The organism is Streptomyces sp. ISL-96, from assembly GCF_018614035.1.
In the GTDB taxonomy this organism is placed as follows: domain Bacteria; phylum Actinomycetota; class Actinomycetes; order Streptomycetales; family Streptomycetaceae; genus Streptomyces.
Map to the genome: position 1 here is coordinate 127,699 of NZ_JAGGPA010000017.1, position 11,305 is coordinate 139,003.

Genomic DNA, 11,305 nt, shown 5'->3' on the forward strand with positions numbered 1-11,305 from the left:
ACCTGTTCCGGCACTCCACCGTGCGGGCCATGGCCGCCTTCCTCGGGAAGGGCTCCAAAACCGCCGTCGCGGCCGCCGCTCAAGCCGCCGGCGCGGAAGAGCGCGGCCAGGCACCGCACGATGTACCAGTGGTTCGAGGAATCGGCCCTGCGCCTGCCGGACCACCCCGCGCTGGAGATCCGCGTCGAAGTCCTGACCTACGCCGAGCTGCGCCGCCTCGCCCTCACCCTGGCCGCCCGCATCGTGCACAAGCACGGCGGGCTGCCCGACCGGGTCGCTCTGGCCGCCGCCCGTTCGGTGGGTGCGTACGCCGGGTACCTGGCCATCCAGCGGCTCGGCGCGGCCGTGGTGCCGCTGAACCCGGACTATCCCCAGCAGCGCAACCTCGACATCGCCCAGCGCGCCGGGGTCACCGTCGCGCTCGTCGGTGACCGGACCGCGGACCTGTTCGGCATGCTCCCCGAGCGCCACCGGCCGACCGTCCTCGAACTGGACGAGGACGAGCGCGCCGACCCCGACCTGCTGGAGGGGGCGCTGGAGGACACGCTGCCGCCCGTCCCCGCCGACCTCGACCGCGAGGCGTACATCCTGTTCACCTCGGGGTCGACCGGCCAGCCCAAGGGCGTACCGATCCTGCACCGCCACCTCTCGCCGTACCTCGAACACAACATCCCGCGCTACGAGATCGCGCCCGGCAGCCGCCTCACCCAGTCGTTCGGCCTGACCTTCGACGCGCACGCCTTCGACCTCTTCGCGACCTGGGGCGGCGGCGGCACGCTGGTCGTCCCGATGGCGGCCGACCTGTATACGCCGGTCGACTTCACCGTGGAACGGAAGCTGACCCACTGGTTCTCGGTGCCGTCGGTGGTGCGCGAGGCCCATCGGCTCGGGAATCTCCCGCTGGGACGCTGCGTCACGCTGAAGCACAGCATGTTCGGCGCCGAGCCGATGACCGCCGAGCATGCCGCGCTGTGGCGCGAGGTGGCTCCGTACTCACAGATCCACAATGTGTACGGTCCGACCGAGCTGGCCATCTGCTGCGCCAACCACCGGCTGACCGGCCCGAGTTCCGACTGGCCCGAGTTCAGCGGCGGCACGGTGCCGATCGGCACGATGTACCCGGGCATGGAGGGCGTCCTGCTCGACGAGGACGGACTGCCCGCCGACGAGGGCGAGTTGTGCGTACGCGGCCCACAGCGGTTCGACGGCTACCTCGACCCGCGCGAGAACACCGGCCGGTTCCTCTCGTACGAGGAGGGCGGCCGGGCCACCGTGTACGACGGCGCCGCCCCGCTCACCGACCGCCACTGGTACCGCACCGGTGACCGGGTCCGCCGCGAGGGCGGGCTCATGGTGCACTGCGGCCGGCTCGACCAGCAGGTCAAGATCCGTGGCCACCGGGTGGAGATCGGCGAGGTGGAGGCCGTCCTGCGCCGCCATCCCGCAGTCGTCGACGTCGCGGTGATCGCGCTCCCGACGGCGGAGGGCGAGACCGAGCTGGCCGCCGCCTACGCGGGCCGGGAGACGGACGCGATGCGGTTCGACGCGTGGCTGCGCGAGCAGGTGCCGCTGCACATGGTGCCCGCGCGGATCACGCGGCTGGACGGCCTGCCGCTCAACGACAACGGAAAGACGGACCGCAACGCGCTGGCGCGGATCCTCGGCACCCCGGAGGGGTCATGACTGACGCGACCGAGCTCGACTACTGGCGGAGCGAACTGGCCGGCCTCGAACCCCTGGAGCTGCCCGCCGACCGCCCGCGCCCCTCCGTGCGCGAGCCCGGTACGGCCCGCCACACCCGCACCGTCCCGGCCGCTACGTCGGACGCCCTGCGCAAAGCCGCCGCCGGATACGGCGCGCCGCTGCCGGTGGTGCTGCTCGCGGCGTACCAGCTGCTGCTGGGGCGGTGGAGCCGTCGGCAGGACGTCGCCGTCGGCATGCCGATGTCGGGGGAACTCGCGATCGTACGGACCGACCTGGCGGCAGCGGCGACCTTCGGGGACCTGGTGGAGCGGGCCGGTGCGGCGGTGCGCGGGGCGCAGGCCCGGCCGGGGGTACCGTTCCCGGAGCTCGTCTCCGCCCTTGTGCCCGAGCCGGACGCCAGCCACCATCCGCTGGTGCAGGCCCTGTTCGCCGCCTCGGATGACGGGCTTCCCGCTCCGGTCGGCAGCTGCCCGCCCGACCTGGCGCTGGTCTTCGCGGACGGCGGGGAGTCGGAGATCGAGGTGTACGTCGACTTCAGCACCGCACTCTTCGACGCGGCGACCGCCGAGCGGTTCGCCGGCAACTACCTGACCCTGCTCGCCGCAGTCGCCACACACCCCGGCGCCGCGCTGAACGCCCTCGACATCCTCGACGACACCGACCGGCGCCTGCTGCTCACCGAGTGGAGCGCGCGTCCCGCCGAGTTCCCGGCCGGACGCGGAGTCGCCGAGCTGGTGGCCGAGCGGGCCCGGCAGACGCCCGACGCGGTCGCCGTCGTCTTCGGGGACGAGGAAGTGACGTACCGCGCCCTCAATGTCCGCGCTAACCGGCTGGCCCACCACCTGCGCTCCCTCGGCGTCGCGCCGGATGTCCCGGTCGGCGTCTGCCTGGAGCGCGGCCCGGAGCTGATCGTCGCGCTGCTCGCGGTGCTGAAGGCGGGCGGGGCGTACGTGCCGCTCGACCCGGAACACCCCGTAGACCGGCGCGACTTCGTGCTGCGCGACACCGCCGCGCCCGTCGTCGTCACGCAGGAGTCCCTGCGCGGGCGCCTGGCGGGCGAGGGCCGCGTGCTCGTCGCCGTTGACAGCGACACCGACCGCGAGGCGGTCGCCGCGCGCAGCGACGCGGACCCCGCCCCGGCGGCCGGTCCTGACGACCTGGCGTACGTCCTCTACACGTCCGGGTCCACCGGCACCCCCAAGGGCGTCGCCATCACGCTCGGTTCGCTGGTCAACCTGCTCTTCGCGATGCGGGAGATCTTCCCGGCGCCCGCGAGCGACCGGGTCCTGTTCACCACGTCCGCGACCTTCGACATCGCGAACGTCGAGGTGTTCCTGCCGCTGATCACCGGCGGCCGGATCATCGGCGCCGACCGCGAACAGGTCCACACCCCCCGCGCGCTCGCCGCCCTCGTCGACCGGCACGACGTCACCCTCGTCCAGGCCACCCCTTCCGCCTGGCGACCCCTGCTGGACGCTTTCGACGCCCTCGGCGACCGCCCCGAGCCGCGCGACCTCACCGTCTTCACCGCCGGTGAGGCCCTCCCCGCCGACCTGGCCGCGAAGATGCTGCGCGCGGGCCGCCGCGTCGTCAATGGCTACGGCCCGACGGAGACCACCATCTACGCGACGGTCGCCGAGATCCGCGACGCGGCCGGCCCCGTCCCGATCGGCCGCCCCACGCCGAACACCGAGGTGTACGTCGTCGACGAGGCCGACCGCCCGGTGCCCGTCGGCGTACCCGGCGAACTGCTCATCGGCGGCAAAGGCGTCGCCCGCGGCTACCTGGGCCGGTCGGAGCTCACCGGCGAGCGCTTCACCGCCCACCCCTTCCCGGCGTACGCCGCCGACGGGCCCGAGGCGCGGGTCTACCGCACCGGGGACCTGGTGCGCTGGCTGCCGGGCGGGAACCTGGAGTTCCTGGGCCGCCTGGACCACCAGGTGAAGGTGCGCGGCTTCCGCATCGAGCTCGGCGAGATCGAGTCTGCGCTGCTCACCCACGCGGACGTGGCCTCGTGCGTGGTGACCGTCCGCGAGGACGTCCCCGGCGGCGTACCGGGCGAGAAGGCGCTCGTCGCGTACTGCGTGCCGGTGGACGGCCGCACGCTGAGCGTCGGCGCCCTGCGCGACTGGTGCGGACGCGGCCTGCCCGGCTACATGGTGCCCGGCGCCTTCGTCCTCCTCGACCGGTTGCCGCTGACCACCAGCGGCAAGACCGACCGCACGGCGCTGCCCGCCCCGGACGGCGAACGGACCGGCCTGGACGCCGAGTTCGTGGCGCCCCGCACTCCCGCCGAGCGCGCCGTCGCCCGTATCTGGGCGGAGGCGCTGTGGGCCGACGAGGTCGGCGCGCACGACGACTTCTTCGAGCTCGGCGGTGACTCCCTGACCGCGACCAGGACGGCACTGCGGCTCCAGGAGGAGTTCGGCCTGGAGATCCCGGTGCGGGTGCTGTTCGCCTGCTCGACCGTCGAAACGCTCGCGAAGGCCCTGACCACAGCTCGCCGCGCCGGGGGATTCACGGCCGCCTGATCCGTCGCCGTACGCCCAGCGGACTGTCACCCGACGACAGCCTGCAGGACTGGCACGCCCCTTTGTCCTGACATCCGCCCGTACGGAACACAGAGGTTGACCTATGAGTGACAAGCCGGTGCTTCTCGTCGTCTACGACGCGGGGAGCCTCGCACCGACCCGGCTGGCGGAAGCCGCCCGGGACAACGGCTGCTCGCTGGTCTTCGTGACGGCCGAAACCGACCACGCGCGGGAGATGATCCCCACCCTGGAGACGGTCGGATCCGTGGTGGACACGGCGGGCCGCACCGAGGCGGAGCTGCTGGACGCGCTGCGGGCGCTCGCCCCGGCGGGCATCATCACCTTCAGCGAGTTCCAGATCGCCCGCACCGTCCGGCTCGCGGAGGCGCTCGGCCTGCGCTATCACCGGTCCGCCGACGTCGAAGCGATCACGCACAAGGACCGGCAGCGGGAGCGTTTCGCCGAGGCGGGCGTCGACAGTGTCCGCTTCCGTACGATCACCGCGGCCGAGCAGGCGGACGAGGCGATCGCGTACGTCGGACTGCCCGCCATCATCAAGCCGGTGATCGGCGCCTCCAGCCGCAACACCCAGGCTGTGACTACACCGCAGGAGTGCCACGCCGCCCTGGCGGACATGTTCGCGGGGGATGGGGAGAGCCCCACCGAGACCGCCGTGATGCTGGAGGAGCTGCTGGTCGGCCGGGACACCCCGGCCCCCTGGGGCGACTACATCGCGGTCGACTGCGTCGCCGACGGCGACGGTGACGACGTACGCCCGGTCTTCACCACCAGCAAGTTCGCGCTGGCCGAGCCGTTCCGCGAGCGCGGTGGCTACGGCGGCTTCTCCGTCGTGCCGGAGGACGAAGAGCGTGCCGTACGGGACCTGGCGTGCCGCGCGGTGCGCGCCCTGCGCATCCACGGCGTCGCCGACGTAGAGATCAAGCTGACCGCCGACGGCCCCAGGGTCATCGAGGTCAACGGCCGCCTCGGTGCCTGGGTCGACGATCTCGCGGTCCGCTCGGGCACCTCAGACCCCGCGTACGTGGCGGTCGCCGCCGCGCTGGGCCGGCCGTACGAGACGCCCGAGGTCAAGCAGGACGGGCCGATCGCCTTCCACTACCTGATCGTGCCCCCCGTCGGCGCCCGCAGGGTGGCGTCGATCCGCAACGTCTCCGCCCTGCGCCGCCTCCCGAACGTGGACCGCGTCACCGTGCTGGCCGAGCCGGGCGCCGACGCGGACTGGCGCATCGGCGCGCGCGGCAACACGGCGGCCGTCATCGGCTCCGCCGCGAACCACCGGGAACTGGCCGCGACCGTCGCCGCCATCGAGAACGTGGACTGGATCACCCATGAGTGAGTTCGTCATCTTCGACCTGGACGGCGTCCTGGTCGACACCCAGGACGCCGAGAACGGCGGGCTCGCGCACATCGGCGAGCTGATGGGCCTTCACCTGACCAAGGAGCGGCGGGACGAGCTGTTCTCCGGAAAGAAGATGCAGGAGTGCATCGACCTGATGGAGGAGATCTCGGGCGCCGCGCCGCCGGCCGACGCCATGGCGCTCGCGCGCGCCAAGTGCGATGAGCTCATCGGCTCCTGGCTGGAGCCCATCGAGGGTGTCGCGTACGCCCTGGAGCAGCTGAGCTCGTTCCTCGGCGCCCGGATGTGCGTCGCCTCCAACAGCCCGCCGGAGATCATGGCGAGCCGCCTGGGCAAGTCGGGCATCCTGCACCACTTCGAGGGGCGGCTCTTCTCGGCGTACGACATCAACGCCTGGAAGCCGGACCCGAAGCTGTTCCTGTGGGCGGCCGCCGAGTGCGGCGCCGACGTGGACGACTGCGTCGTGGTCGAGGACAGCCCGGTCGGCGTGGACGCGGCGCTGGGCGCCGGCATGCGGGTCCTCCAGTACACCGCCGATCCCGCTGTCGGCCCGCACCGCGACGGCGCTCTCGCCTTCCGTTCCATGCGTGAACTGCCCCGACTGGTCCGCGACGCGCACCGGCTCGCGGCCCCCTCTTCGCTCGCCACAGCTCACCTCGGAGGTACGTCATGAAAACCCCGAACCCTCGCAAGATCATGATCCTGGGCGCCGGCGACATCGGCCGCCGCGTCTTCCACGAGCTCGCCCACAGCACGCGCGAGCGCCACATCCAGCTCGTCGGCCGTGACGAGGAAGTGGCCCTGCGCGCCACGAACCTGACCCGCTTCTGCGCCGTGCAGCGCGGCTACACGCCCACCGTCAGCCACGCCGTCACGGACCTGACCGACGTGGCGCGCACCGCCGAGCGCATCGCGGCCTTCGCGCCCGACGTCGTTTTCCTCGCCGCCAGCTACCAGTCGTGGTGGGTCATCTCCACCCTGGAGCCGTCCGCCTTCCAGCGCGTGTACGCCGCCAACTACGGCCCGTGGCTCCCGATGCACCTCGTGCCGGTGATGAAGGCGATGGAGGCGGTCAAGCTGTCCGGCACGGAGGCCGTCGTCGTCAACGCGGCCTACCCCGACGCCGTTCACCCGGCGCTCACCGCGATCGGCATGTCCCCCGACATCGGCATCGGCAACGTCGCCAACAACGTTCCCGGCATCACGGCCGCCGCCGCCGACGAACTCGGCCGCAGCACCGCCGACGTCGAGGTGCGGCTCGTCGCCCACCACTACGTCTCGCACCGCCTGTCGCGTCACGGCAACAGCGGCCCGGCCGCCATGGGCCTCGGCATCCGCGTCGACGGCCGTGACGTCACGGCGGAGCTGGACATCGAGGCGCTGCTGAACCGCCTCCCCGCCCAGTACCGCCGCACCGGCGGCATGCCGGGGCAGACCATGACGGCGGCCTCGGCGCTCAGCGTCCTGGAGCCGCTGGCCGACGGCCGCGACGCCGTCGTCCACGCGCCGGGCGCGGACGGCGCGCTGGGCGGGTTCCCGGTGGCGATCGAATCCGGCAAGTTCCGGCCGCTGCTGCCGGACGGCATGACGGAGGAACAGGCGCACGCCATCAACTTGTCGGGCCAGGTGCAGGACGGCATCAGCGAGATACGCGCCGACGGCACCGTCGTTTTCGAGCCCGCCTCGATGGCCGTCATGACGGAGGAACTCGGTTACGAGTGCGCCGAGATGAAACTGTCGGAGGCGGAGGACCGCGCCCAGGAGATCACCGACCGCTTCGCGGCCTACCGCACCGGGGCGAAGCTGTGAAGCTGCTGCTGCTCGGTGGTACGGGCTTCGGGGGCCGCGCGGTCGCCGAGGCCGCGCGGGACCGGGGCTGGGAGGTCACCGTCTTCCACCGGGGAGAGCACCCGGCGCCGGCCGGTGTGCGGGTCCTGCACGGGGACCGCACCGCACCCGGCGGCCTCGCCACCCTCGCCGCCGGCGAGTGGGACGCGGTCGTCGACACCTGGTCGTCCGCCCCGTCCGTCGTACGCGACGCGGCCCGGCTGCTCGCCGGCCGCGTGGGCCGCTACGCGTTCGTCTCCAGCCGTTCGGTGTACGCCTGGCCGCCCGCGGCGGGCCTGGACGAGGACGGCCCGCTGGCCGAGGGCGACCCCGACGCCGACGCGACCGAGTTCCCGGCGGACAAGCGCGGCGCGGAGCTGGCAGTCCTCCGCGAACTCGGCGAGGAGCGCACGCTGATCGCCCGTCCCGGCCTGATCCTCGGCCCCCGCGAGACCCCCGGCCGCCTGACGTGGTGGCTGGAGCGCATCGCCCGGGGAGCGGACGGCGGCCCGGTGCTCGCCCCCGGCCCCCGGGACACCCCACTCCAGTACGTCGACGCGCGCGACCTCGCGGCGTGGGTGCTCGACGCGCTGGACGCCGGCCTGCACGGCCCGTACAACGTGGTCGGCCCGCGCGACCACGCCACGATGGGCGACCTGCTCGACGCGTGCGTGCGGGCGACCGGATCGGACGCCGAGCTGCGCTGGCTCTCCCCGGAGGCCATCGAGGCCGCGGGCGTAGAGGGGTGGAGCGATCTGCCGATCTGGGCTCCACCCGGCAGCGAACTCCACGCGGCGGTGCACGCGGGCGACGTCTCCAGGGCCCTCGCCACTGGCCTGCGCTGCCGCCCGCTGCTGGACACGGTGAAGGACACCTGGGCCTGGAGGCAGGCGCTGCCCGCCGACGTGGCGCCGCCGCTGGCGGACGGCCTCTCGGCCGAGAAGGAAGCGGGGGTCCTCGCCGGGCTGGCCGCGGGAGCCGCTGATCCGGCGGTGCGACGTGAGCCTCGGTGCCGCTAATGGCCGTTGCGGTACGTCGCTACGAAGGCGGACCAGGTGGTGGGGGAGAGGGTGAGGGAGGGGCGGGTGGTGTCTTTGGAGTCGCGGATGTGGATGGTGTGGGGGGTGGGGGCGACCTCGACGCATTCGCCCTGCTCGCTGCTATAGCTGCTCTTGAGCCACTTCAGGTCCGTACTCATAGTCCTTCTGCCACCTGCTCGATCAGTTTCGCGGACTCTTCGGGATTGAGCGCCTGTGCCCGCAGAATGCCATATCGGCCGAACATGTCACCGACGCCCGGTTGTTCGCCTACGAAGTAGCCGCCGTTCTGTCCTTCGACGTAGGCGAGCTGCCGTCGCTCTGCTGTCTCCAGCAGGATCATGGGCCCGGCGAGTCCGGCATGGGTCTTCCGGTCATGTGGCATGACCTGGATCTCGACATGGCGCAGGCGGCAGATGTCGAGGATGCTGTGCAGCTGTTCCTTGAGGACCTGAGGGCCGCCAAGAGGGCGGGTGAGCGTGCTCTGTTCCAGCACGTAGCTGATGATCGGCGTTGGTTTGCGGCGGAAAAGCTTCTGGCGCTCCAGGCGGGCCGCTACCCGTTTCTCGATTTCCTCATCGTCCAGCGGTGGGCAGTAGTTGCAGTTGAAGACCGCGCGAGCGTACGCCTCGGTCTGGAGCGCGCCGGGGATCACGTGGTTCTGGTACGTGTGGAGGGCGATCGCCTTCTTTTCCTCATCCAGGTAGTTCTCGGTCCACGGCGGCATTCCGCTGGTCTCGAATTCCTTGTCAGCTACTACCAGTAGTGCACCTTGTGCACTGAGGGCCCCGTCAGCGTTTGGGACGAAATTGCCCCGCGGTGGGCGCTCTCCCCGTTCCACCATGGCCACTTGGGACTTGGAAAATCCGATGCGCCCGGCCAACGCGTCCTGTGACATCCCGGCTTGCTCGCGATGAAAGCGCAGCAGCGCGCCGAACGATCTCGAGCCTCGTTCACTGGAGTGCACAACGTCCTCCCTGGGTGCACAGACGTGCACGCTCTCCGTCTGGTGCTGGTCACAGTCAACTCGGGCGCGCAATCGTCTGTTTCATGAACAGAGAAACTGCGCCCTCATGGGTGCCCACCTCCGGCCATGCCCTGCGACATGCCGGAATCCACTTCGACGCGGTACGGATCGAGGGGATCCTCGGCGAGCAGACGGCGTACGAGCTGCTCCAGTTCACGGACTTCCAGGCGGGGCCGATCGTCCGTGAGGACGCCGGCGCGCGGAACATGTACTTCCTGTTGCCACCGCAAACCGCCGCCGCGTACCGCTGGCCGGCGGGCGTACGCGCGCTGAGTCGTAACGCGGGGTGCGCGGCGTTCATCGGCGTACCGGCGCTGGACGGAGCGACCTGGCCGCTGCGGTGGCAGTCGCGGCCGACGGGTGAAGTGCCTTTCGTGGACGGCGGGTTGTTGCACGAAATGGTCGAGCGGGCGGTTCGTGCTGTACGGTGACCGCGTCATCACGCTCCGTTATGGGGAGCGGGCGGTCCCCGGCGGTGCTTGCGACACCGGCCGAGGACCTACACACCGACTGGATGAAAGGCATCCACCGGGATGCTTCGGCATGCTATCGCGCCCTCGCGCGACTATCTGAAGGCCCCGCACGCGATCGTGCGGCATTCACGCCTCAACAACGACGCGAAGATGCTCCTGCTGTACGTCCTCGGGCTGCCCGAGAGCAGGTGCGTGAAGCCCCTGGGTGAGCACGCCGCCCGGCTCGGGATCAAGCCGCGGGCGTACCAGAAGGCCAAGGCGCTGCTGGTCGAGTGCGGGTATCTGCGGGAGAAGAAGTGGCAGAACGAGCGCGGGCGTTGGGTCACTGAACAGCTGGTGACGAACGACGTGGTGGCGTCACCGACTGCGCAGTTCCCGACGGTCGGTGATTCGACCGTTCGGGTGGTCGTCGACTCTCCTACGGAGGATGAAGAACAAGGGAAGAACAACACTCCCCACCCCCCACCCGAAGTGGAGCGACTCGAACCGCTGGAACCGCTAGAGCGGCTCGAACCGCTCACTGGTGAACTTGCCGAAGCCGAGCGCGTGTTGCTGTCGCTGCGTCGCGTTGACCGGAGCCTGCATCTGGGCGTACGGGAAGCCCGGGGCCTGGCGGAGATGGCGGTCGAGTGGCTGCGACGTGGGGTTTCGCCGGGGGAACTGCGGCAGGCGCTGAGTGCGGGACTGCCGGCGAGCGGAGTCAGGTCGGTGGTTGGCTTCCTGCGGTACCGGCTTGTGCAGAAGATGCCTGAGGTACCGTCCTCGCCCGCATCCTCGCCACGGCGGAGCTACCACCCGACCGGGTCCGGGGCGACGTGGTGCTGTGCGCCGGGCCGGGTGACGACCACGCCTTCCGGCCGGTGGCAGGCGAGACGGAGTGCGGGGAGTGCCGCAGGCAGGCGGCGGCCGAGGCGGCGGGCTTTGGGCCCCGGCCACCTGAGGAGACCGTACGGACGCCATGGCGGGAACGCATCGCGGCGGCAGGGGTGGCCACGTCGGCAACGGCGGCCACCGGCATGGCGTGAGGTACGGCGGGGGTGGCGGGGCCACTTGGGGCGGGGCCCGTGGCTTCGATTGCTTCTGCTGAAGGGGCCGCCCTTTTCGGGAGTTTGGCGGTTCCGGGCCGGGTGTAAAGGGCGCTCCTGCGTCGCGTCGCTGCGCGATGACCCTCCGGGCCACCCTTGACACCCACCCCTCCACCGCTGGTTCTTTACGGGGGGCGGCCCCCGGGGGCGGGCCCCGGCGCAGGCCCGTCTGCTGGCTCAACTTTCCGGCCGGACGGCGGGTGTGTGGGTGGGGCGCACCAGCTCCACGGGGCGGCGCGCGCC

Annotated in this window: 10 protein-coding genes; 8 read left to right on the top strand and 2 right to left on the bottom strand. The window is 71.6% G+C overall.

Translation table 11 applies throughout. The annotated features are described in order from the left end of the window. Positions 1–120 precede the first annotated feature (120 nt). The 6 genes from J7E96_RS37235 to J7E96_RS11595 all read left to right on the top strand — a co-directional run bounded on the left by J7E96_RS37235 (position 121) and on the right by J7E96_RS11595 (position 8,459). Complete coding sequence (locus J7E96_RS37235; RefSeq protein ID WP_251069741.1) at positions 121–1,683, top strand: AMP-binding protein; 1,563 nt, start codon at positions 121–123, stop codon at positions 1,681–1,683. Then, entirely contained in the window at positions 1,680–4,235 is a 2,556-nt protein-coding gene (locus J7E96_RS11575) for a non-ribosomal peptide synthetase (RefSeq protein ID WP_215130202.1), read from the top strand. The genes J7E96_RS37235 and J7E96_RS11575 overlap by 4 nt, the downstream gene beginning before the upstream one ends. 103 nt (positions 4,236–4,338) lie before the next feature. After that, positions 4,339–5,592: an acetyl-CoA carboxylase biotin carboxylase subunit family protein gene (locus J7E96_RS11580; protein ID WP_215130204.1), complete on the top strand. Its 1,254-nt coding sequence runs from the start codon at positions 4,339–4,341 to the stop codon at positions 5,590–5,592. Continuing rightward, on the top strand, positions 5,585–6,286 hold the full coding sequence (locus tag J7E96_RS11585) for an HAD-IA family hydrolase (protein ID WP_215130206.1): 702 nt from the start codon (positions 5,585–5,587) through the stop codon (positions 6,284–6,286). Before J7E96_RS11580 ends, J7E96_RS11585 begins: the two co-directional genes overlap by 8 nt. Then, positions 6,283–7,422 (top strand): hypothetical protein, encoded by a 1,140-nt coding sequence (locus tag J7E96_RS11590; protein ID WP_215130208.1) that lies wholly within the window; start codon positions 6,283–6,285, stop codon positions 7,420–7,422. Before J7E96_RS11585 ends, J7E96_RS11590 begins: the two co-directional genes overlap by 4 nt. Continuing rightward, positions 7,419–8,459 (top strand): NAD-dependent epimerase/dehydratase family protein, encoded by a 1,041-nt coding sequence (locus tag J7E96_RS11595; protein WP_215130210.1) that lies wholly within the window; start codon positions 7,419–7,421, stop codon positions 8,457–8,459. The genes J7E96_RS11590 and J7E96_RS11595 overlap by 4 nt, the downstream gene beginning before the upstream one ends. Here the strand turns inward: J7E96_RS11595 and J7E96_RS11600 are convergent. Both J7E96_RS11600 and J7E96_RS11605 read right to left on the bottom strand, forming a co-directional pair. Further along, positions 8,456–8,638, bottom strand: coding sequence for a DUF397 domain-containing protein (locus J7E96_RS11600; RefSeq protein WP_215130212.1), 183 nt, complete (start codon positions 8,636–8,638; stop codon positions 8,456–8,458). The genes J7E96_RS11595 and J7E96_RS11600 overlap by 4 nt on opposite strands. Then, the gene (locus J7E96_RS11605) at positions 8,635–9,444 is read right to left on the bottom strand and encodes a helix-turn-helix transcriptional regulator (RefSeq protein WP_215130214.1); all 810 of its coding nucleotides are present in this window, start codon (positions 9,442–9,444) and stop codon (positions 8,635–8,637) included. The genes J7E96_RS11600 and J7E96_RS11605 overlap by 4 nt, the downstream gene beginning before the upstream one ends. 83 nt (positions 9,445–9,527) lie before the next feature. Between J7E96_RS11605 and J7E96_RS11610 the strand changes: the two genes are divergently transcribed. Then, positions 9,528–9,935: a hypothetical protein gene (locus J7E96_RS11610; RefSeq protein WP_215130216.1), complete on the top strand. Its 408-nt coding sequence runs from the start codon at positions 9,528–9,530 to the stop codon at positions 9,933–9,935. 902 nt (positions 9,936–10,837) lie between these two features. Continuing rightward, positions 10,838–11,002 carry a hypothetical protein gene (locus J7E96_RS37240; protein ID WP_251069742.1) on the top strand — a complete coding sequence of 55 codons (165 nt, stop codon included), beginning with the start codon at positions 10,838–10,840 and terminating at the stop codon, positions 11,000–11,002. Positions 11,003–11,305 lie beyond the last annotated feature (303 nt).

Bases quoted from the DNA above. Each gene is read 5' to 3' on its own strand.
- J7E96_RS11610 (WP_215130216.1), top strand. From the start codon at position 9,528: ATGAACAGAGAAACTGCGCCCTCATGGGTGCCCACCTCCGGCCATGCC.
- J7E96_RS11580 (WP_215130204.1), top strand. From the start codon at position 4,339: ATGAGTGACAAGCCGGTGCTTCTCGTCGTCTACGACGCGGGGAGCCTC.
- J7E96_RS11600 (WP_215130212.1), bottom strand. From the start codon at position 8,638: ATGAGTACGGACCTGAAGTGGCTCAAGAGCAGCTATAGCAGCGAGCAG.
- J7E96_RS11585 (WP_215130206.1), top strand. From the start codon at position 5,585: ATGAGTGAGTTCGTCATCTTCGACCTGGACGGCGTCCTGGTCGACACC.
- J7E96_RS11575 (WP_215130202.1), top strand. From the start codon at position 1,680: ATGACTGACGCGACCGAGCTCGACTACTGGCGGAGCGAACTGGCCGGC.
- J7E96_RS37235 (WP_251069741.1), top strand. From the start codon at position 121: ATGTACCAGTGGTTCGAGGAATCGGCCCTGCGCCTGCCGGACCACCCC.
- J7E96_RS11590 (WP_215130208.1), top strand. From the start codon at position 6,283: ATGAAAACCCCGAACCCTCGCAAGATCATGATCCTGGGCGCCGGCGAC.